17 protein-coding genes and 1 pseudogene are annotated in these 19521 nt (G+C 65.3%); 9 read left to right on the top strand and 9 right to left on the bottom strand.

Going from position 1 to position 19521, the window contains the following annotated elements; translation table 11 throughout:
• Window positions 1-248 precede the first annotated feature (248 nt).
• The 3 genes from ABIC65_RS13050 to ABIC65_RS13040 form a co-directional block, all read right to left on the bottom strand.
• On the bottom strand, window positions 249-1331 hold the full coding sequence (locus ABIC65_RS13050) for a GAF domain-containing protein (RefSeq protein ID WP_354309253.1): 1083 nt from the start codon (window positions 1329-1331) through the stop codon (window positions 249-251).
• 408 nt (window positions 1332-1739) lie between these two features.
• The gene (locus ABIC65_RS13045; protein ID WP_354309252.1) at window positions 1740-3032 is read right to left on the bottom strand and encodes a cytochrome P450; all 1293 of its coding nucleotides are present in this window, start codon (window positions 3030-3032) and stop codon (window positions 1740-1742) included.
• Window positions 3033-3088: 56 nt separating this feature from the next.
• The gene (locus ABIC65_RS13040) at window positions 3089-3997 is read right to left on the bottom strand and encodes an alpha/beta fold hydrolase (protein ID WP_354309250.1); all 909 of its coding nucleotides are present in this window, start codon (window positions 3995-3997) and stop codon (window positions 3089-3091) included.
• Between the two features lie 413 nt (window positions 3998-4410).
• On the opposite strand from ABIC65_RS13040, the gene ABIC65_RS13035 reads away from it, so the two are divergent.
• Window positions 4411-5136 carry a hypothetical protein gene (locus ABIC65_RS13035; RefSeq protein ID WP_354309248.1) on the top strand — a complete coding sequence of 242 codons (726 nt, stop codon included), beginning with the start codon at window positions 4411-4413 and terminating at the stop codon, window positions 5134-5136.
• Window positions 5137-5178: 42 nt separating this feature from the next.
• Here ABIC65_RS13035 and ABIC65_RS13030 read toward each other — a convergent pair whose 3' ends face one another.
• Window positions 5179-6078, bottom strand: a complete 900-nt coding sequence (locus tag ABIC65_RS13030) for a LysR family transcriptional regulator (RefSeq protein WP_354309246.1) — start codon at window positions 6076-6078, stop codon at window positions 5179-5181.
• 172 nt (window positions 6079-6250) lie between these two features.
• On the opposite strand from ABIC65_RS13030, the gene ABIC65_RS13025 reads away from it, so the two are divergent.
• Window positions 6251-6676, top strand: a complete 426-nt coding sequence (locus tag ABIC65_RS13025) for an Ohr family peroxiredoxin (RefSeq protein WP_354309401.1) — start codon at window positions 6251-6253, stop codon at window positions 6674-6676.
• 34 nt (window positions 6677-6710) lie between these two features.
• On the opposite strand, the gene ABIC65_RS13020 is transcribed toward ABIC65_RS13025, so the two are convergent.
• Complete coding sequence (locus tag ABIC65_RS13020) at window positions 6711-7085, bottom strand: winged helix-turn-helix transcriptional regulator (protein ID WP_354309245.1); 375 nt, start codon at window positions 7083-7085, stop codon at window positions 6711-6713.
• Window positions 7086-7180: 95 nt separating this feature from the next.
• Here ABIC65_RS13020 and ABIC65_RS13015 point away from each other — a divergent pair, with 95 nt between their 5' ends.
• On the top strand, window positions 7181-7762 hold the full coding sequence (locus ABIC65_RS13015) for an FMN-dependent NADH-azoreductase (RefSeq protein ID WP_354309243.1): 582 nt from the start codon (window positions 7181-7183) through the stop codon (window positions 7760-7762).
• Between the two features lie 99 nt (window positions 7763-7861).
• A pseudogene (locus ABIC65_RS13010) lies at window positions 7862-9013 on the top strand (N-acetyltransferase).
• Between the two features lie 12 nt (window positions 9014-9025).
• On the opposite strand, the gene ABIC65_RS13005 reads toward ABIC65_RS13010, so the two are convergent.
• Window positions 9026-10111, bottom strand: coding sequence for a class I SAM-dependent methyltransferase (locus ABIC65_RS13005; RefSeq protein ID WP_354309242.1), 1086 nt, complete (start codon window positions 10109-10111; stop codon window positions 9026-9028).
• A gap of 239 nt (window positions 10112-10350) precedes the next feature.
• Between ABIC65_RS13005 and ABIC65_RS13000 the strand changes: the two genes are divergently transcribed.
• The 3 genes from ABIC65_RS13000 to ABIC65_RS12990 all read left to right on the top strand — a co-directional run bounded on the left by ABIC65_RS13000 (window position 10351) and on the right by ABIC65_RS12990 (window position 11993).
• Complete coding sequence (locus ABIC65_RS13000) at window positions 10351-10977, top strand: LysE family translocator (protein ID WP_354309240.1); 627 nt, start codon at window positions 10351-10353, stop codon at window positions 10975-10977.
• A gap of 123 nt (window positions 10978-11100) precedes the next feature.
• On the top strand, window positions 11101-11481 hold the full coding sequence (locus ABIC65_RS12995; RefSeq protein WP_354309239.1) for a lysozyme inhibitor LprI family protein: 381 nt from the start codon (window positions 11101-11103) through the stop codon (window positions 11479-11481).
• 56 nt (window positions 11482-11537) lie between these two features.
• Complete coding sequence (locus tag ABIC65_RS12990) at window positions 11538-11993, top strand: hypothetical protein (RefSeq protein WP_354309237.1); 456 nt, start codon at window positions 11538-11540, stop codon at window positions 11991-11993.
• A gap of 66 nt (window positions 11994-12059) precedes the next feature.
• Here ABIC65_RS12990 and ABIC65_RS12985 read toward each other — a convergent pair whose 3' ends face one another.
• Complete coding sequence (locus ABIC65_RS12985) at window positions 12060-15083, bottom strand: sensor histidine kinase (protein ID WP_354309235.1); 3024 nt, start codon at window positions 15081-15083, stop codon at window positions 12060-12062.
• Between the two features lie 206 nt (window positions 15084-15289).
• Between ABIC65_RS12985 and ABIC65_RS12980 the strand changes: the two genes are divergently transcribed.
• Complete coding sequence (locus ABIC65_RS12980) at window positions 15290-15646, top strand: hypothetical protein (RefSeq protein WP_354309234.1); 357 nt, start codon at window positions 15290-15292, stop codon at window positions 15644-15646.
• Between the two features lie 812 nt (window positions 15647-16458).
• Window positions 16459-17724 carry a carbohydrate porin gene (locus ABIC65_RS12975; RefSeq protein WP_354309232.1) on the top strand — a complete coding sequence of 422 codons (1266 nt, stop codon included), beginning with the start codon at window positions 16459-16461 and terminating at the stop codon, window positions 17722-17724.
• A gap of 293 nt (window positions 17725-18017) precedes the next feature.
• Here ABIC65_RS12975 and ABIC65_RS12970 read toward each other — a convergent pair whose 3' ends face one another.
• A complete protein-coding gene (locus ABIC65_RS12970; RefSeq protein WP_354309231.1) occupies window positions 18018-18860 on the bottom strand; it encodes an alpha/beta fold hydrolase in 843 nt (280 codons plus the stop codon).
• 227 nt (window positions 18861-19087) lie between these two features.
• Complete coding sequence (locus ABIC65_RS12965) at window positions 19088-19450, bottom strand: response regulator (protein WP_354309229.1); 363 nt, start codon at window positions 19448-19450, stop codon at window positions 19088-19090.
• Between the last annotated feature and the right edge of the window lie 71 nt (window positions 19451-19521).

The raw sequence follows: 19521 nt of genomic DNA, 5'->3' as shown, positions 1-19521 counted from the left end.
GATGGGGGCCTTCGGTAGAACCCAACTATCATTTCTATCAAATATGGCAATGATGCCGATTTGGGAATTTGGCTACAAGTCTGTAATATTGCCGCCGCCGACCGAAGTATCGCGGCGGACTTGCTGGCGAAATCGATCCTTGTGGGGCGGGAAAAGGGGCGCACGGCCACGTAAAGCGGCGCCACGTTGGTGAATCGATGGGCAGGGGTTCGCTCGCCGACAGGTAGACAGCGGGGCCTGGGGACGGCTTAGCGTTTCGCGCGCGCCGCCGAGCGCAGCTTGCGATCCAGCGACCGCAGCCGCACCTCATCGGAGGCGACCGCAGCGAGTGCCCGGATCGTCCTGGCTTCCCGCTCGTCGATCACGCGGGGCTTGCGATCGATTACGCACAGCGACCCGACGATGAAGCCTTCGTCATCCAGGACCGGCGCGCCGGCGTAGAAACGGAAGCCGGGCTCCCCGGCCACGGCGGGATTGGCGGCGAAGCGCGGATCGGCCGACAGATCCGGCACCGTGAATACGTCGCGCTGCAGGATCGTGTGGTTGCAGAAGGCCCAGCTGCGCGGCGTGTCGGCCATGTCGAGGCCGATCTTCGACTTGAACCATTGCTTGGTCGGGGTCAGCAGCGTCAGCAGGGCGATCGGCGCATCCAGGCTCTGGGCCGCCAGCCAGGTAAGCCGGTCGAAGCTTTCCTCGCTTTGGGAATGCAGCAGGCCGGAGCGTTCTACCGCCATCAGCCGGCGGCGCTCGTCCTGCGAGACCGGGAAGGCGACACCCCATTCGCCGAACTCGCTGTCTTCGGCGGCGAACACCGAGCCGCGCAGCTGCGCCAGGGCCGCGGCCGGCGTGGCGGCGCGGCTGATCCTGGCGTTCAGGTCCGGGGGAACCGCGCCTTCGTCGCCGACCGCGACGATCCGCGTGGTGGCGATCGCCTTGTTGGCGGCGAGGCTGCGCAGCAAGGCCTCGCTGTTCAGCCCCGCAGTGCAGTCGACGAGAATGCCGTGCGGTTGCGTCGAGCCGATCGCCACCAAGGCCGCGAGAACGTCGTCGAAATAGTCGATGGCGAAATCGGCGGCGTTTTCGGCGGCGGCGCGATATGCCGGCAGCCGGTCGCCGGTGGCCACGACGACGAGGATCGCGGACGGGGCAGCTTCGGCGGCTGGTTGCCTGCTGTCGATCAGCGCGACGACATCGGCATGATAGACGCGGCGGTGACCACCCGGCGTCTTCCAGGAGGGGATCGTCCCGCCTTCGATCAGCACCTGCGCGGTACGTACCGAGATGCCCAGCAGTTTCGCGGCATCGGCGGTCGTCAAAATGTCCTTCTTCACGCTTCCGACTCCCTGACCGCCGGATCCGTCTCCACCGTCAAGCGGCGTCCACAATCTGCTCAAGCGATGTTCCAGACCGATATATTGATAGAATCGGCAGTTTAAAGAGCGATCGGCGGAGGCGAAAGTGCGGTGAGCCGTTGCTCGCGCTAAATGACTGCGGACGTAACGCTAAGCATCGCCTCCGACACCCTGTGAAGATAGGCAACGCGTAGCCGTATTCATGAACGTGGTCCGCAGTGAACCTGCCAAGAGGTAAGGCATGCCTGAAGATAAGGCGCATAGGATATTGCCGGACGAATGCCGGAACGTGGACCGTGTGTTCGCGATCCTTTTGTATCTTTCGCAGTTCTGCGACTGGGTGGCCGCCCCTTGACGAAGGAGCGGCCCTCGTTGGCTAGGGCAATACTAAGCGGCGCTGCCGTGCGGCAGCCGGACCAGCACCTGCTGGTACCCGTTGATGAAGGTCGACGGAACCCGCATGGGGTCCGCAGCGACGTCGAAAGCGGGGATGCGGCGCAGGATCTCCTCCCACAGCGTCCGCACCTGCAGGTCCGCCAGCCGCGCGCCGATGCAGCGATGCACGCCGAACCCGAAGGCGAGGTGGCGCCGCGCGTTGGGGCGCTCGAGGACGAAATCGTCCGGACGCTCGAACAGCGCCTCGTCGCGGTTGGCAGAGAGGTACCACAGGACCACCTTGTCGCCGCGACGTATGTGCTGGCCGTGGAGGGTGACATCCCGCGTCGCCGTGCGCCGCATGTGCGCGATCGGCGTCTGCCAGCGGAGCAACTCGGGGGTGAGGTTCGCGAGAAGTGCCGGGTCGTCGCGCAGGTTGCGCAACGCATCCGGGAAGGCGTGGAGCGCCACGATGCTGCCGCTGATGCTGTTGCGCGTCGTGTCGTTGCCGCCGACGATGAGGAGCAGGATGTTGCCGTAGAATTCCGGCTTCGACATCTGCCGGGTCTCTTCTCCCTGGGCGAGCAGCGAAATCAGGTCGTCGTCGCCGGGCGTTTCCAGCCGCTGCGCCCAGATCGCGTCGAAGGTGTCGAAGCACTCCTTCATCACCCGCATCTTGTTCTCGGGCGTCGAATAGGCCGGGTGTCCGGGCAGCGCGACCATCGCTTCGGACCAGCGGATCAGGTCCCGCGATCGCTCCTGGGGAAAGCCGAGCAGCAGCGCCAGCGTTCGCGCGGTCAGCTCGATCGAGACGCGGTCGACCCAGTCGAACCATTCGCCGCGGGGCAGTGCCTCCAGGATCTCCGCGCACCAGGCGCGGATCCGGGGTTCCATCTGCGCCAGCCGTTCGGGGGAAAAGGCAGGTGCGATCACCCGGCGCTGCGTCGCGTGCCGCGGCGGGTCCATCGAGATGAAGGCCGGGAAGAACTGCGGATCGTCGGCGCTCGATCCGATGGTGATGCCGCCATTGGCATGCGCGGAGGAGAAGGTCACGGTATCGAGCTCGATCGCTTCGATGTCGCTGTGCCGGGTGATCGACCAATAGGGCGCGAACCGACCTTCGGCGCAGTAATGCACCGGCGCTTCGTGCCGCAGCCGGGCGAGGTAGCGCGGCGCGAACCCGGCGTTGAACAGATCGGGCTGGGCGACGTCGAGCGCCGCGATCGGCAACCGGTGGAGATCCTGTTCGAAGCACTGCGCGCTCGAAGCGGCGTGGCGGTTTTCGTGGCTTTGCTCTTGGGTCATGCGCGCAGCCTGCCGGCGCTTGCGCTACCGCGCCGCTACACTTCGCCTCGTGGCCGTCACCGACGTAACGGCGCGCGCCTCGGGCGGGCGGTGCCGGCACCGTCCAGGAACGTCAGCAATGCGCGGTTGAACAGCGCCGGGTTCTGCCACGGAAGGAAGTGCCCTGCCGCCGGAAACAGCGCCAGCTGCGCGGACGGAATCGCCTTGGCCAGTGCGCGAAAATGCGTCGGCAGAATGAACTCGTCCTGCGCCGAACCGGCGATCGTCACGCGCGTGCGAATCCGCCGGAGCTGCTCCGGGCCGATGTCATCCTGGCTTGCCTGCATCGCGCGGACGGCTTGTTGCAGTCGGCCGAACCCGCTCGGGTCCGGCGAGCGCGCGGCATAGTCCGCCACGAGGCGCGGCGCGACCGTCGCAAGGATCGGCGCATCGCCCGCATTGGGGCGCACGCTCGCCTTGTCCATGTTGGCGCCAAAGGCGTAGACCGCGCCCAGCCGCTGCGGCGCACGCATCGCGACCAGCAAGGCGACGATCGCGCCGTCGCTCCAGCCGATGACCGCCGGCCTGGCCAGGTGGAGATGATCCAGCACCGCCAGCACGTCCTCCGCGAGCAGGTCGTAGCGCAGCGGCAGCGGGCCCATCGTGCTGCGGCCATGGCCGCGGCTGTCGATCAGGATGACCCGGTGGCCCGAGGCGAGGAGCGCGGGGACCTGCGCGTCCCAGCTGCGGCTGCTGGTCAGTCCGCCGTGCAGCAATACCACCGGCTTTCCCTTCCCGATGCTGGCGTACCAGATGCGGGCGCCCTTGATTGCTAGATAGTCGCCGCTGGGATCGAGGGCGGTCGCCTCACTCTGCTCTGCCTGCTGCTGCGCGGCTGGCGCGGCGATTGCGGGGATGGCGGCGAAGAGGCTCGCCGCGAGGCAGGCTGGCCACAGCAGGCTGGGCAACTTCCCGTTTCGTCGCATCGTCGTTCTTCCTCATGTGGCGGCGGACACGCCCGGCCGTTTCGCAAAAAGGGCCCGGCGGCCGGGGCCGCCGGGCCAAGACGGTGCCTTCGCAGGAGAAGGCATCGGGTCGCAACGCCATGCTGCGTCGAGCTGGATGTCGTTGTGGCTACAATCAAGCGCTGCAGTGATACAATCGTAACGCCGCTAATGATTCGCTGGTGGTCTTTCGGTATATAGGGCGGTGATATAGCCTTTGGATTTTCCATATTGGCATAGGTCGGCTGACGAAGGCTGTAACGCATAGCGAATATTTATTATGTCACCGCATTGTTACTGATGAAGTTGATTATTGCTTCTTTAAAATTCCTCCGGGCGGTACCTGACCCAGGTCGATGCATGCATCAGACCATAAGTGTTTCCTGGAGGATTTTGTGCGTATCTTGATTTCTGTTGCCGCTGCTGCTGGCGCCCTGCTGACCGCGATGCCCGCCCTTGCGCAGGACCGTCCCACTACGGAAGAGCCCCACGCCGGATCGATCTATGTGGGCGGCTTTCTGGGCGACCGGTTCGGTCGCGAACAAACCCTGCGCGGCGCCACGCCCGCCGGCCTGCCGCGGGTGATCGAAACCGACGCCAAGGACGGCCTGACGGGTGGCCTGGTGCTGGGTGCCGTCGCCGCCACCGGCGACTGGGGACGGGCGCGCGTCGAGGCCGAGTTCTCGGCGAGCCGCAACACGCTCAAGCGGCTGGATCTCAACGGCCAGCAGCGCACGCTGCTGGAGGGCAGCCGCTCGGTGACGACCCAGATGGTCAACATCCTCTATGACACGCCGCGCATCGCCGAACGCCTGCGCTTCACGCTGGGCGCGGGCGTCGGCCACGGCGCGATCGACTATGACACGCGCTATCTGGTCGCCGCGACGGGGCCGGAGATCAACATTCCGACCAGCGTCTCGGGCAAGATCGCGCTGCAGGGCATCGCGGGCGCCTCGGTGGCGCTGGGCGGCGGGCTCGAGCTGACCACCGACGTGCGCTATTCGCGCATCGCCCGGCACCAGGTGGAACGCTTCAACGCGACCGCGGGTACGCTCGATTCGGTGCTCTCGACGCGGTACAGCGACGTGATCGCGACCGCGGGCTTCCGCTTCTTCTTCTGATGCGCCGGGGCCGCGGCGCAGCGATGCCGCGGCCCCGATCGGTCAGGCGTTCGTGGACATCGCGCGTGCCAGTGCGATGAAGGCCTTCAGCGCTGCGGACTGGTTGCGACGCCCGGGATAATAGAGGGCGAGCGGCGCGCCGGGCGGCGTCCAGTCTTCCAGCAAACGGACCAACCGGCCGGCGGCGATGTCGTCGCGGACGTTGGATTCCATGAAGAAGCCGATGCCGATGCCGTCCAGCACGGCCATGCGCGCCAGATGCGGCTCGTCGAGCGTAACCGGCCCGGCGACATCGACATGGAGGGTCTCCCCGTTTTGCGTGAACTGCCAGCGATAGCGTGCCCCGTTGGGAAGGCGGATGCGGATGCAGGGGTGGCCCAGCAGGTCGGAAGGTGTCTCGGGCGCGCCGTGCTTCGCCAGATAGTCCGGCGTGGCGACGACGGCGAACCGCCGCGCCGGTCCGAGCGGGACCGCGATCATGTCGGTCGGCACCAGCTCGGCGGTGCGGATGCCGAGATCGAAGCCGCTGTCGACCACGTCGACCAGCTTGCCCTCGGTGACAAGGTCGATATGCACGTGCGGATAACGACGCAGATATTCGAGGATCAGCGGGGCGAAGACCTCCTGCGCGGCGGTAGCGAAGGCATTGATCCGGATGGTGCCCGACGGCGTCGCCTGTTGCGAGCGCGCGGTCCGCATCGCCTCCTGGATGTCTTCGAGCGCGGGCCCCACCTGCTCGACGAAGCGGCGCCCGGCATCGGTCAGCGAAACGCTCCGGGTGGTGCGGTTGAACAGCTGCACGCCCAGCTGGCGCTCGATCTTGCCGATGCTGCTGCTCAGTGCGCTGGTCGACATGCCGAGTTCCAGCGCGGCCTGGCGGAAGGAGCCGCGTCGCGCGATCGCCATCACCGCTTCCAGTTCGATGAGACCGTCCTTGCTCACTGTCCCGCTTTTCCGAAGGCCACGTCCCGCCATAAGCCGATTATCTGGGCATAGGTAACCCTCTAAGTGAGGACAGGTTGGCACGCGCCGCTGCTTCCTCGAAACATGGGGGCGCCCCGGTGCCGGAAGGCGGAGCCGTGGCATCCGCCTGCAGACAAGAGAGACGTCCGTGATGAACATCCTGTACGAAACGCGCGCGCGGGTGGTCGGCGGTCGGACGGGCCGCGCAACGGTGGAAGACGGTGCCCTTGCGCTGACGCTCGCCACGCCGCGGGCGCTGGGCGGCGGCGACGATAGCGGGACCAATCCGGAGCAGCTCTTCGCGACCAGCTATGCCGCCTGCTTCCTCAGCGCGCTCCGCTTCGTGGCAAATCGGCGCCGGCTCGTCCTCACCGACGACAGCGCGGTGGTCGCCGCGGTGGGGATCGGGATGCGCGAGGATGGCGCCGGCTTCGGGCTGCAGGTGGAATTGTCGGTCAGCCTGCCGGGGCTGGAGCCGGGCCTCGCCGCCAAGCTGGTGGAGGAGGCGGATCAGATTTGCCCCTATTCGCACCTCTCGCGCGCGGGGGCGGAAATCCGCGTCGGCATCGCCGATTGACGCGAGCCGCTCTGCCGGAGGATCGCGACGTCGTTCAGCCTTCTTCCTCTGCCTTGGCGTCGAACGCGGCGCGGCTCGCGGCGAGGCTGGCGAGATGGCTTTCCACCCAGCCGCCCAGCTCGCGGCCCTGCGCGGCGAGCGAGGTGCCCATCGGGGTCAACCGATATTCCACCTGGGGCGGCGTGGTGGGATAGACTTCGCGACACACCAGGCCGTCGCGCTCCAGCGCGCGCAGGGTACGGGTCAGCATCTGTTGCGAAATGCCGGGCACCGCGCGCCGCAGCGCGTTGAAGCGCAGTGCGCCGGCCTGCAGCGTCACGACGATCGGCAACGTCCAGCGATCGCCGATCCAGCGCAGATGCTGCGAAAGCTCGACGCAGCGGTGCGAACCGGGGGAAAAGGAAGTCATATGGATGTGACCATGTCAGGAAAATATGCGTTCTTGGCCGAGGGTCAACCCGCCCGTAGGCACGCTGCATTCCACCAACAGCAGGATAGTCAGCGATGCAGCTTCTTCATCTCGACTCGTCGATTCAGGGCGAGACTTCGGTCAGCCGGTTGCTCTCCGCCGCCGTGGTCGAGCGCTATCGGCAGCGCGTCGACGGGATCGTCGTCGAATACCGGGATCTCGCCGCCGCGCCGCTCCCGCACATCACCTTGCCCGGTTTCGCTACCGACGCGGCGGAGGCCGTCCTCGCCGAATTCCTCGCCGCCGACGTCGTCGTGCTCGGCGCCCCGATGTACAATCTCGGCATCCCCAGCCAGTTGAAGAGCTGGTTCGACCACATCCTGGTTGCCGGCAAGACGTTCCGCTACGGCGCCGGGGGCGTCGAGGGCCTCGCCGGCGGGAAGAAGGCGGTGATCGTGCTGTCGCGCGGGGGCGTCTATTCGGAAGGGCCGAGAGCCGGCGTGGAGCATGCCGAGACGCATCTCCGCGCCATGCTGGGCTTTATCGGGATCGATCGACCCCAGGTCATCGTCGCCGAAGGCGTGGCGATGGGCGACGAGCCGCGGCGCGCCGCCATCGACGCGGCGCTGGCTGCGATCGAGCATGTGGCAGCGGCAAAGGAACCAGCCGAGGCTTGATTTCCTCCAAGTCGTAAATCGAGTTACGGACGACATGAAGCAGCAGTTTGCCGGCGTATCTCGCTCGATCCGTGTCTCTCACGCGGCTAGTCATGCCACATGACGAAACTAACCATCGTACCCGTTACAAGTAAGCGCGAGCGCAAGGCATTCGTGGAACTGCCATTTCGCCTGTACGCGGAGGATCCGTACTGGGTTCCTCCGCTCAAGGGCGAGGCACTAGGGCTGATCACGCCCACGAAGAACGGCTGGTTCTCGCATGCCAAGGCGTAATTGTTCCTGGCATATCGGGATGGCCGCGTCGTCGGGCGTATCTCCGCGCATATCGACACGCTCGCGCTCGAGATGCCGGCCGCCTTGGGTTTCGGCCCGGGCGTCGGCCAATGGGGTTTGATGGATGCGGAGGAGGAGGAGGTTTTCCTCGCCCTGCTCGACCGTGCCGAATCCTGGTTGCGGGACCAGGGCATGACGCGCGCGCTCGGCCCGATCAGCATGTCGATCTGGGAGGAGCCCGGGCTGCTGATCGAAGGCTTCGATCAGGCGCCGACGGTGATGATGGGGCACCATAGCCCGAAATACAGGGCATGGATCGAGGCCGCCGGGTACAAGCCGGTCAAGCAATTGCGCACCTATGAGCTCGACATCACGCGCAGGTTCCCGCCGATCGTCCAGCGCATCATCCAGTCGGGGGAGAACAACCAGCGCATCGTCGTGCGCCAGGTGGACAAGCGCCGCTTCGACGAGGAAGCCGCGATCATCCTCGAGATCCTGAACGATGCATGGTCGGACAATTGGGGGTTCGTGCCGCTCACCCCGCCCGAGATCAAGGACGTGGGCGTGAAGCTCAAGCCGATCGTGTTCAATGATCTGATCCGGATCGCCGAGCTGGATGGGCGCCCGGTGGCGTTCATGATCACGCTGCCCGATCTCAACGAAGCGATCCGGCCGCTGAACGGCAACCTGCTGCCCTTCGGCTGGGCAAGGCTGCTGCTGTGGCTGCGCAAGCCCCGCGTGACCACGATGTGCGTGCCGTTGATGGGCGTGCGCAAGGAGTTGCAGTCTTCCCACCTCGCCAGCCAGCTGGCCTTCATGATGATCGAGGAGATCCGCCGGGCCTCGGTCGCCAACTATGGCGCGTCGCGCGGCGAGATCGGGTGGATCCTCGAGGACAATCAGGGGATGAACGCGATCGCCACCACGATCGGCAGCCGGATCAACAAGGTGTACCAGATCTACGAGGGCAGCCTGTAGGCGCGCGCCCCGTCACCCGGTTGCGGGGCAGGGGCGCTTGCGCGCGGTGATCAACGCCCCCTTCTCCGCGGGCTCGAGCACCTGCAGCCGGTGATGCGCAAAGCCCGCTGATTCGAGATAGTCGCCGAGTTCGGCATAGCTATAGGTCCGGGTTCCGGTCTCGCTCAGCAGCGTGAGGCGGAACGCCGTCTCGAACAGCGCCGGCGTCGTCTCGCGGGGATAGTCGTGCAGGATCACCACGCCGTCCGGCGTGGTGGCCTGTGCGAGATGGCTGAAATTGGCGCGGTTCTCCGCCGGGGACATGTTGTGCGCGACCGACAGGTATAGCGCGACGTCATATCCGTCTCCCCAATCGCGATCCCGCAGGTCGGCGGCGTGGAGCGTGATTCGATCGGACAGGCCCGCCCGTTCGATCCGCGCCTGCGTTTCGGTGAGCGCCGATTCGAGGTCGACGATCACGGCCGTCATCCGGGGATGGGCATGGCAGAAGCGCATGGCATGATAGCCATGCGAGCCGCCCAGATCGAGGAGCCGCAGGGGCCGATCGGGCAGGGGGACGGCGGCGACCACGTCTGGTGCAAGGTGCTGGGCGAACGACGCCATGTAGCGCGAGAAGCTGCGTCCCATCCCCGGTCGTGCGCGCATGCGATCCCAAAGCAGCTGGCGCGGTTGCCCTTCGGCGATGGCGGCAGGGAGGTCTTCCAGGATCCCCCACGCATAGGCCGACCAATCGAGCCCGGTGCTGTAGTCGACCACGCCCTGGCTGGTGAACCAGCGCGCCGCCGTATCGCCATTGGCCACGTAGATCCCGGCGCGCCGCAGGAAGCCGGCGGCGACGAGGAAATCGACGATCCGTTCGGTGCCGTCCACGCTCATGCCCAGGGTGCCTGCCAGCAACCCTAGTTCGCGCGCGCCACCGGCCAGCGCTTCGAACAGCCCGATCCGCCCGGCGGTGGCGAGTGCGCTTGCCGTCATCATCGGGATATAGGCGTGCAGCATCGGCAAGGTCTCTGCAGCGGGGCTGGCCTCCACTTCAGGCGCTGGCAGCGAGCTTCGCTGGTCCGAGATGGCGGCGGTGATGCGGGTCATGCTGCTCATGCGTGCTTCTGGCTCCCTTGCCTATTGGCAACGCCAATTGGCGACATCGCCTGACGGCTGGATGTCCGGGCGGGCCAAACTGCCTACGCCTGAAATCTGGCGCGTCGGAGCCAATCGAAGCGGCAGCGCGACCGCTACGTCCGAAACCTGCTACCGCCTGGATGAAGCGCGCGCGAAACGAAGATCGGCGACAAGGCCTGCGTGCGCTTCGGCGACGCCTTCAAGGATGCAAGCTAGCTGTGACCGCCGATCTCTTCATGACATATCTGATCACGGCAGCGCTGCTGACGATGGCGCCCGGCCTCGACACGGCCACCGTGCTGCGCTCGGCGATGGTCGAAGGTGCCACCCATGGGGCGGCGACGACGGCGGGCGTGGCTGTCGGCTGCTTCTGCTGGGGAAGTGCCGCCGCCTTCGGATTGGCGCAATTGTTCCGGGATGCGCCGGTAGCAGGCGCCTGCCTGCGCGTGGCGGGCGCCCTTTATCTCGGCTATGCAGGCATCGCGTTGCTGCTGCGGCGGCGTTCCGGCATGATCGTCGACGGATCCGACGGGCCGGCTCCCAGGCTGCGCACGTCCATGCTTCGCGGCTTCACGACCAACATCCTCAACCCCAAGGTGGGTATCTTCTACCTGACCTTGCTGCCGCAATTTGCCCCGCAGGACGGTGACGTGGAAATCGCGTGGCTGCTCGCACTCGTCCATGTGGCGATCGCCACCGTCTGGTTTCTGGGCCTGTCGGCCTTTGCGGGCGGCATTCGGCCGCTGCTGTCCAACCCGCGTGCCACCCTGGCGATCGACCGGGTGACCGGGGGCATCTTCGTACTGTTGGGTTTGGGCCTCATCCACGCGGCCACGACGGCGTGACGGCAATCCCGCATCGGCGTGGGCGAGGCTGGATGCTGGAGCCTACCCGCTGATCGATTCACGAACGTGGTGCGTTGACGCCGAAGTCGACGCCGCGCTGATTTACGAGGAGTATCCATAGGCATGCGCACGTACGGTTTTCGCGGTCTCTTCGTAGCGATGGCATTCGCGTTGGCCGGTGCCCCGCTGTCGGCCCAGACGCAGTCCGCGACAAACGCTTCGGCTGCGCGCGCGGCGCGCGCTGCCGATCAGGCTTTGAATGCTCAATACAAGGCTGCAAGCGCCCGGTTGTCGCCCGCATCGCGCCTGCTGCTGCGCGATGCCCAGCGAAGCTGGATCGCGTTTCGCGACGCCCAGTGCAAGTTCGAGACCGCGGGCGTGCAGGGCGGCTCCGCCTACCCGGTGGTCCAGGCGACCTGCCTGAAGGCGCTCAGCCAGCAGCGTACCCGGCAGCTCGAAAGGATTGCGGCGTGCGAAGAGGGCGATCTTGCCTGTCCGCGTTGAAGCGAGCTGGTCTGATGGAAAGACCACAGAACCCCTGTCGCGTTGAAGAGGCTATCATGTACCAGACAAGCGTTCGCCACGTCCTTGCTTCCTTCGCACTCCTGACGGGTGCCGCGCTGGTTGCTACCCCGACGTCCGCCGATCCGGATCGCACGCCCCCGCCGGGCGGCGTGTACAAGTTGAAGCCGGGCATCTTCGTCGCGCAGGGCGTGTCCTGCGGCAATCCGCCGAACGTCGCGATCAGGCGCTACGACGGCAAGGGCATCAGCTCGGCGCATAGCCGCGCCTGTATCGCCCGGATCCTCTCCAAGCGTCGCAGCGGATATGGCAGTCTCTACAGGGTAAGCCAGTCCTGCATCGATGCCGGTGCCGGACCCGCGAAGCGCGTTGTCGAGCGGCAGACGATCGACATTCCCGATGCCCTCAACTTCACGATACGGTCTCAGGGAAACACGACCTATCGCTATTGCCCGATCCGCGAACTGCCTGCCCGCCTGCGCGCGGCCGGCTAGGCCGGCGAGGCCCGCGAGGCGCAGCAGGACAGGATCATCGATCACCCGGTCGGCGTGGCGACGAACTCACCGGCGTCGCCCGGGCCACATGCCGCGCAGCATCGTGCGATAGCGATTTAGACGACTACCCGGTCGGGCACGGTACGCCGCGCGTGCCGGCACGACGAGCCCCACTTCGGTGCCGCCACCCGATCGGCCGCCGCTCCCTCTGCTGATGACCACCAGCCGGCCGCCGATACGCTCGGCGCGCTCGCGCATGCCGCGCAGCCCGAAATGGCCCGGCCGCTCGCCATGCGCGAGGATGTCTGCAGGCATGCCCACGCCGTCGTCGCAAACCGACAGCCGCAAGCTTTGCCGACCCCATATCAGCAAGACGGCAATCGAGGCTGCATTGGCATGCTTTTGGGCGTTGCGTACGGCCTCCTCGCCGATCCGATGTACTTCCTCCAGCACCAGCGGGCGCAGCTCGCGGGGTTCGCCTTCGGTTGTCACCTGTACGTCGGGCCCCGTCCTGCTCGCGGTCATGGATGCGCTATCGATCAGCGCTTGTGCCAGATCGCCGGCACGATCCCGGGTCCGGAGCTCCTGCACGCGATCGCGACCCTCGATGAGCACGGCCTGCGCCTGCTTCAGCGCCTCGTCCAGCGGCTTTCGCGCATCAGCGTCGGGCAGCCGGTTCACCCCCGCCTTTATCTGCAGCATCAGTCCCTGGAATCCTTGCAGCAACGTATCATGCAACTCGCGCGCGATCCGTTCGCGCTCGGCAATGCGGATATCGAAGCGATGTTGCAGCCGCGCAGTAAGCTGCCGGAGCCGCCACAGATACCACGCGGCGAGCATGCCGATCACCCCGAGTCCGATCAGCAGCTTGAACCAGATCGACTGCACGAAGGTGGGCGGAATGGTGAACTCCAGCGTCGCCCCTTCGTGGTTCCACACCCCGTCATTGTTGGCCGCGATCACCCGGAAGCGATACGTGCCGGGTCCCAGATTGGTGAAATAGGCGTCGCGTCGCGTTCCGGCGTCGATCCAATCCTCGTCAACGCCTTCGAGGCGATATCGGAAGCGGACCCGGCTTGGTATCGAAAGACTGAGGCCGGCATATTGAATGGCCAGCTGCGACGTTCCCGCAGCCAGGGTCATGCTGGAAGGATTGCGATAGCGCGTTCCCGCCACCGTCATCGCGCGGATGGAAACCGGCGGCGGCAACGCGTTGCGCACCAGTCGGGCCGGATCGACCGACACGACGCCCCCTGTCGTCGTGAACCACAGCCGGCCGTCGCCGCCCCGTACGGCGTTCCGGTCGCCATCGCGGAACTGAACATTGGGAAGACCATCCTCCATGTCGAGGATCATCGCGTCGAGCGGCGCCGCGGGATCGGCGAACGCCCGGTCCAGCGCGCGGGACGACACGCGGATGATCCCGGCCCTCGCGATCAGCCAGGTCTGGCCGTCGGGCGTCTCGACAAAGCCGGACGGACCGACCAGCCAAGGGAAACGATTGGTACCAATGGTTTGCAGACGCCCTCCGCGCAGTCTGCTGATTCCGGACTGCCGCCCGAACAGGACCTGCCCCGCGCCCACATAGACCGTGCTGGAGTCGGTCACACGATCGCCGAGGATCGGCGCCGCATTCCTTCCCACGTCGTCCAGCCGTACGAGCGCGCCTGATTCAAGCAGGGCAAGCGATGGCTCCTGCGTCCTGATGATGAGGTATTGCGGGGTTTCGGCCAATGTCGCGAACGAGCGCCGATACCATCGGCCCGAGCGAAGGGTGCGCAGTTCCCCCGGGACACCCGGGCTGCCGATCAGGAGGGTATCGGCATTGTCCACGGTGCAATATTGTCGGTCGCGGCCTAAAGGGAGGTCGCGCCGCTCAATGCGGCCTGGCCGGATGCGGAGCACCTTCCCCGTCTGGAGGGCCCAGATGCTTCCGTCGTGCGCTTCACACAGATCGTGCGTTTCGCCGCCAGCGCCCGGGATCCGTGTCGGCCTGCCTCCGGGCGGAATCTGAAAGACGCCGTCGTTTGCGCCGACATAGACGGTGCCATTTCGCGCACCCAGCAGAACGTAGCCCCATACGGCCCTGGATCCTATCGACGGCGCTACCACAACATTCGCGGCGCGAAACCGATCGAGCCCCAAACTGGTGCCGATCCAGATATTGCCTTCGCGGTCTTCGAGAAAGGCATTGGCGACGTCCGCGGTCAGTCCGTCCTTCGCCGTGAATGTCTCGACCCGTTCCGCAACCGGCCGATCGCGCCAGGTGCCCGGCGCGCGCATACGAAACAGTCCGGCGCCGGTGACTCCCCAAAGGTTTCCGTCCCGGTCGAAGCGCGTGTCGAAAGTGTTTTGCGCCGCAGGCGTCGCCACCAGCGGCCCATCGGGTGCGAGCGATGCCGACAGCCTGCGGGTTCCGCGCCGGTCCGAGAACCAGATGCGCCCCGCTGCATCGTCGCTCACCGCCGCCAGGCCGGAAGGCGCTTCGATCTTCTCGAAGCGGCGCGCGCCCTTTCTGAGAAGCAGGATCGCCTTGCTGGTGGTCACCCAGAGCGACCCGTCCCGCGTCGTGGTGACGTCGGTTATCCAGTCGTCGGGCAATCCCCAATCGGTGCCGATTTCCTGCCAGCGCCCGCCTGTTCGGCGCAGAAGCGCGCGCCGCTGCAAGCCGGCGGCGAGCCAGATCGCGCCGTCGCTCGTCTGCGCAAGGCGCAGTGTGAACGCCACGGTCTTCGGGACCGATGTATCCAATTGCAACGCACCGCCGCGGTACGTCGCCAGCTTACCATTGTCGTAGCCGACCCAGATGGTGCCGTCCTGCGCCGCGAGCATCGCCGTGACGCGCCAGCTCTCGGCGCGCGGAACGCGCAGCGGGATGTGTTCGAAGGTGACGCCGTCGAAGCGGTACACCCCGTCCGAGCCACCGATCCACAGATAGCCGTCGGTCCCCTGGACGAGCCCATGAATGCCTTGCGGCGCCCCCTCGGTGATCGTCCAGCGCGTGTGTTTGTATTGGTTCAGGTCGCGGGTCGGGTCGAGGGCATAGGCCGGACCATGTGCGAAGCCTGCAAGCAAGATGCCCAGCAGCAAGCATAGGCGCGAACCTACCATCGCCTCAAATGCTGTCTCCATACATCGCCGCGTGCCACGCCGCATCGAATGCCTCACCCGATCTCGCCCTGCGAGGATCGGGCTACTACACCGATCGCGCCCCACAGCCATGCCCCTAAAGACCAAGCGCACGATAGCCCATTTCGCGCTGCCGGGCAGCCCATGGGATCCGTATTGCTAGGCGCATGCCAGGCATTCTCCCAACCTATCCGGACGGTCGCATCGGCACCGGACTCCTGCTGCTGCGCCTCTCGGCTGCGATGTCGATACTCGCCATGCCGATGCTGACGCCCGCGGCTGCGCGGCCTTGGATCGTGATGCTGCTGGCGGTCGGTCTCATCATCGGGTTTTGGACCAGGATGATGGCGATCGGGTGCCTGGCATTGTTGCTCTCGGGCCTGGTCACGGGCGGAGTTCCGAGCGGGGTCGTAGCACCGTCGCTGGAGATGGCGGCAATCCTGTTGATGGGATCGGGTGCCTACTCCTCCGACGCATTCATTTTCGGGCGGCGGACGATCGTGCTCGGGCGGGGGCGGGACTGACGGCATGAATGCAGGGGCACACGGCAACTGCGTCAGGGTGCCGGCCAGCAATGCGTACAGCTGTTGATCACGATCCCGCGCAGGCGCTCGGCGAACCGGCTTCGGCTTTGCAAGAAGAATTATGATCCGCGTGCACGTCTTGTCTCGGGCCGTGACGACTGGTCAATAAAGACGATGGCTCGCGTCCATGCGTACTGGTGCCAGCTTCCGGAGCTTGAAGTTGTGCACTGAATGTTCTTGGGCGTATCAATGTGCATGTACGGGCGATTACCCCGCCCTTGAGACGAGGGGTGACACACTTGGTCTTGCATCCGACGCGATCAGGCGACCAGAGCCGCTTGGGAAGCACTTAGCGGGCCATGTATTGCCAGTGTTGAATTATTGGAGCCCTGCGACACGTCCGACCATGGGGAAGGCCCTGCTGCGAGGAATGGCGTGGGTCTCCTACGTCGCGGGTGCGGTCCTAGGTGCTTCCGCCAGTGGTTGGCGCTTGATGTTGCGGCCGCCAGTAGGCTTGCTGTTCGCGACGGCGCTTGATCTGATTTGGAGCGATAGGCGCGTGGCGGTCACCATGGTCCAAACCGCCCCTCGTTCTCCTGAATGACGGACAGGCAGATGCGCTCCACCCGCCCGCGATCAGGCGCCGACAGGTGCGTGCCGCGGCTCGGCTGACACACCGCTCGCGGAGGGCCGCCTAGCGCCCAGCAGTCTTGCCGATGTTGAGAGCGCGACGCGTCCCAATCTGCGAAAACACCGCACGGCATATTTGTGTATAAGTGCGCGTGTCTCGGCCGCGGATCTACCATTCCGGCATGAAAATCTGCCGCACCCGAGGACGCACAACCAGCATCTTCTCACTGCTTGCCACGCTTCTGGCCAGTGTGCCGGACGGGGCGAGAGCGCAGGACGTGCGTCCGCTGACTGCGCCGCAACATCGAGATGAGAATGGCGAACAGGCGACACGCTCTACGTCGGCAGTAGCGTTGACGTTGATCTATACCAGCGACGCCAATTCCGATGTCGCCGGTGGCTCGCGGCGAGGAGCGGCGTATCTGCAGCGGCTGGGCGGTATCGTTGATGCCGATCTTCACAGGCTCGTCGGCTGGCGCGGCGCGGCGCTGCACGCCAGTGTCCAAGCCATCGAAGGCACAGGACTGTCGGCGAGCCGCGTAGACAATCTACTCACCGTCAGCGGCATCGAAGCGGCGCCGGCATTGCGGCTGTTCAATTTATGGGTCGAGCAGAAGCTGGGCGCAACGCGCTCTATCCGCGTGGGCCAGTTCACGGCGGGACAGGAGTTCGCGATCGCGCCCACCGCCAACTTCTTCGTCAACGCGACGTTCGGCTGGCCTGGCAGTTTCGCAACCGACCTGCCGGGAGGTGGGCCGGCTTACCCGGTTGCTGTGCCGGGCGCTCGATTCGCCTCCACCTCCTCCAGTGGACGAGCCACGATCCGCGCCGCGCTGTTTGCTGCCAATCCGCCCGATCCGGATCGACGCGGGCTGGCCGGATGGCAGTTTCGTGGGAATCCGCTGGCGATTGCTGAATTCGTCTGCAGTGCAGGTGGCGACGATCCAGCGTGGACGTTCATCATCGGCGGCTGGTGGAATTTCGCGCGCACGGCGGATCTCTGGTCGCCTCTCCGGTCCTCGCACAACGGCAATCGCGCGGCTTACGTCATAGCCGACGCGCGGCTTCGATCGAACCTGCACGGGTTCGCGCGGGTCACGATTTCGCCCGGCGATCGGAACGCTGTCAGCCGCTACATCGACGCTGGCGTGACTGCTAAGGGTCTCTTGGCGGGGCGTCCCAACGACGTCGTTGGTGTAGCGCTGGCTGTAGCCCGGCTTTCTCCTGCGTTGCGCCGTCCGCAGCCAGGCGGCTTGGGCGCGGCCGCGAGTGGCGAACTGGCCGTGGAGGCGAGCTATCAGGTTGCCGTCGGTCGCAACGTTGCACTGCAGCCCAACCTCCAGTGGATCGTGCACCCGATCTCGCCCAATGCGTTGACTTGGCCAGGTGCTGGTATCCGCCGGAAGAACGCGCTCGTTCTCGGCCTGCGCAGTTCGATGCGGCTTTGAAGTCGCGCCGGTCACGCGCGGATGATCGAATCACGGCGTGCAGAAGCGATTGATAACGATCGTTGCTTGTTGATGCGGGCAGTGCGCCGCGCAGCCGTCTGCGCATGCCCGCCTGCTAGCCCTCAGTTCTTGTAACAAGGCGGCGGAGGTCTGCGCGGCTCTGCAAGATCTACCTCGGCCCTCAGCCACTGACGTGATCGCAACCCGAAAAAAGCGGACCTCGGGCCCACCAGATCGTCTTCCCCGGCGCTGAATCCGGATTGGCCCCAAGCGCCGGGTAGAACTGCATCCGTTTAGCTACGCACGAATGCGAGCAGATCCGGATTGATCACGTCCGCATGGGTGGTCAGCATGCCGTGCGGGAAGCCTTCGTAGATCTTGAGCTGCGAGCCCTTGATGAGCTTCGCCTGCAACAGCGCTGCGTCCTTGTAGGGAACGATCTGATCGTCATCGCCCTGCAGGATGAGCGTCGGCACGGTAATCGCCTGCAGATCAGCCGTCTGATCGGTTTCGGAAAAGGCCTTGATGCCTTCGAGGTGCGCGAGCGCGCCGCCTTCCATGCCTTGACGCCACCAGTTGCGGATCACGCCTTCCGAAACCTTCGCGTTGGGGCGGTTGAAGCCGTAGAAGGGACCGGAGGCGACATCGAGGAAGAACTGCGCGCGGTTGGCGGCCAGCGCCTCGCGGAAGCCGTTGAAGACCTCGATGGGCGTCCCATCGGGATTGCTGGCCGTCTTCACCATCAGCGGCGGAACGGAGCTTACCAGGACGGCCTTGGCTACGCGCCCCTGCGGCTGGCCGAACTTCGCAACATAGCGGGCAACTTCACCGCCTCCGGTCGAGTGGCCGATATGGACGGCGTTCCAAAGGTCGAGATGCTCTGCGACCGCGGAGGCATCCGCCGCGTAATGGTCCATGTCGTTGCCGACATCGACTTGCGTCGAGCGGCCATGACCGCGCCGATCATGGGCAACCACTCGATATCCGTTCGCCAGGAAGAACAGCATCTGCGTATCCCAGTCGTCAGAAGAGAGCGGCCAGCCATGATGGAAGACGATCGGCTGGGCATCCTTGGGACCCCAGTCCTTATAAAAAATCTCGGTGCCGTCTTTGGTTTTCACGAAGCCGCTCGCCATGTTCTCTACTCCAATCAATCCTGAGGGGGTGTGCGGGAAGAAGAAGGACTATGATCGAACCCCAGGGTTCTTGCTGATCTGGTCCCACCGTCTCCAGCAGCTTGCACTTTTGCTACGCATTCGATCGCAGACGTACGAGCGCGACGCGCTCACAACGGCATCCGAATGCAGTGAGGATTTTGGCTTCGGGCTGACGGATGATAATCTATACAAAGGTAGCACTGGGTTCATTTACGGCCGCGCACCGCACTCGTAAGCTGATGCGATCGGTAAGGCTTCTGCAAAAAGGCTATAGAGCCGCGCCTTGCCAGGCTGGCACTAGGATCGTCTCCAGAGGACACGATGATGTGCGCTTGTGGCACTCGCTGTTGAACGCAGCGGGCGAGATCAATGCCATCCATTGATCCAGCAAGATTTAAATCCGTGACAAGAACACCGATATCGTGGGTGTCAAGAAGAGACAGGGCTTCATCGGTGGCCGAGGCGCCGAGCACGACGAAGTCATCTGCCTGCAGTGAATATACGGCCATGAACAGAATAAGTGGATCGTCATCTACGACAAGAACGACCGAGGGTGTCTTTTCCTCCATCGCGATCTCCCTCTTTCGAGCGGGAATGTCGAATTGCTTTTGAGGTTCCTCTCGGCATCTTACTGCTGGGG

Source organism: Sphingomonas trueperi (assembly GCF_040545665.1).
GTDB lineage: Bacteria > Pseudomonadota > Alphaproteobacteria > Sphingomonadales > Sphingomonadaceae > Sphingomonas > Sphingomonas trueperi_B.
This window is presented reverse-complemented; position numbering and strand designations above follow the sequence as displayed.

Excerpts from the sequence above, each read along its gene's own strand:
- ABIC65_RS13005 (WP_354309242.1), bottom strand. The coding sequence starts at position 10,111 with ATGAGCAGCATGACCCGCATCACCGCCGCCATCTCGGACCAGCGAAGC.
- ABIC65_RS12980 (WP_354309234.1), top strand. The coding sequence starts at position 15,290 with ATGCCAGGCATTCTCCCAACCTATCCGGACGGTCGCATCGGCACCGGA.
- ABIC65_RS13020 (WP_354309245.1), bottom strand. The coding sequence starts at position 7,085 with ATGACTTCCTTTTCCCCCGGTTCGCACCGCTGCGTCGAGCTTTCGCAG.
- ABIC65_RS13025 (WP_354309401.1), top strand. The coding sequence starts at position 6,251 with ATGAACATCCTGTACGAAACGCGCGCGCGGGTGGTCGGCGGTCGGACG.
- ABIC65_RS12970 (WP_354309231.1), bottom strand. The coding sequence starts at position 18,860 with ATGGCGAGCGGCTTCGTGAAAACCAAAGACGGCACCGAGATTTTTTAT.
- ABIC65_RS12990 (WP_354309237.1), top strand. The coding sequence starts at position 11,538 with ATGTACCAGACAAGCGTTCGCCACGTCCTTGCTTCCTTCGCACTCCTG.
- ABIC65_RS13040 (WP_354309250.1), bottom strand. The coding sequence starts at position 3,997 with ATGCGACGAAACGGGAAGTTGCCCAGCCTGCTGTGGCCAGCCTGCCTC.
- ABIC65_RS13015 (WP_354309243.1), top strand. The coding sequence starts at position 7,181 with ATGCAGCTTCTTCATCTCGACTCGTCGATTCAGGGCGAGACTTCGGTC.
- ABIC65_RS13045 (WP_354309252.1), bottom strand. The coding sequence starts at position 3,032 with ATGACCCAAGAGCAAAGCCACGAAAACCGCCACGCCGCTTCGAGCGCG.
- ABIC65_RS12975 (WP_354309232.1), top strand. The coding sequence starts at position 16,459 with ATGAAAATCTGCCGCACCCGAGGACGCACAACCAGCATCTTCTCACTG.
- ABIC65_RS12965 (WP_354309229.1), bottom strand. The coding sequence starts at position 19,450 with ATGGAGGAAAAGACACCCTCGGTCGTTCTTGTCGTAGATGACGATCCA.
- ABIC65_RS12995 (WP_354309239.1), top strand. The coding sequence starts at position 11,101 with ATGCGCACGTACGGTTTTCGCGGTCTCTTCGTAGCGATGGCATTCGCG.